This window comes from Vogesella mureinivorans (assembly GCF_007644035.1).
Taxonomy (GTDB): Bacteria; Pseudomonadota; Gammaproteobacteria; order Burkholderiales; family Chromobacteriaceae; genus Vogesella; species Vogesella mureinivorans.
In genome coordinates, this window is sequence record NZ_VMTV02000502.1 from 1 (window position 1) to 459 (window position 459).

Annotated in this window: 1 protein-coding gene; it reads right to left on the bottom strand. The window is 70.8% G+C overall.

Annotated features, from left to right (window positions below):
• On the bottom strand, positions 1-459 hold a 459-nt coding region (locus FLQ44_RS23715; protein ID WP_369126610.1), incomplete at both ends, for an alpha/beta hydrolase family protein.

A 459-nucleotide genomic window follows, 5' to 3' on the forward strand; every position in this document is an offset into this window, starting at 1 on the left:
GTAGCCGGCCGAGCCGCGCACGTTCGGCACCAGCACCGCCACCTGCAGCTCGTCGAGCATGAACTGGATGGCCGGGCTGAACACCGGCAGCGCCTGCGCTTCCGGGCCACCGTGGATGTTGATCACCACCGGCAGCCTGCGATCGGCCGGCACGCCTGCCGGGCGGTAGTAGAAGGCCGGCACCGACAGGCCATCGAAGCTGTCGTAGCGGATCAGGGTGGGCGCGACGAAGCGTGAAGCGTCGAGGCCGCCGACTTCGCCTTCGGTCCAGCGGGTCAGGCTGCGCGCGGCCAGGTCGACCACGTAGACATCGCTGGGCGTGATCGCGCTGTTCAGGGTCAGCGCGATGCGCTGGCCGTCGGGCGAGAAGCCCATGCCGCCGATCACGCCGACGGGCAGCGCCGGCAGGTCCACCGGTCGGTGGTCGGGCAGGGACAGCACGTGCAGGCGGAAGATGCC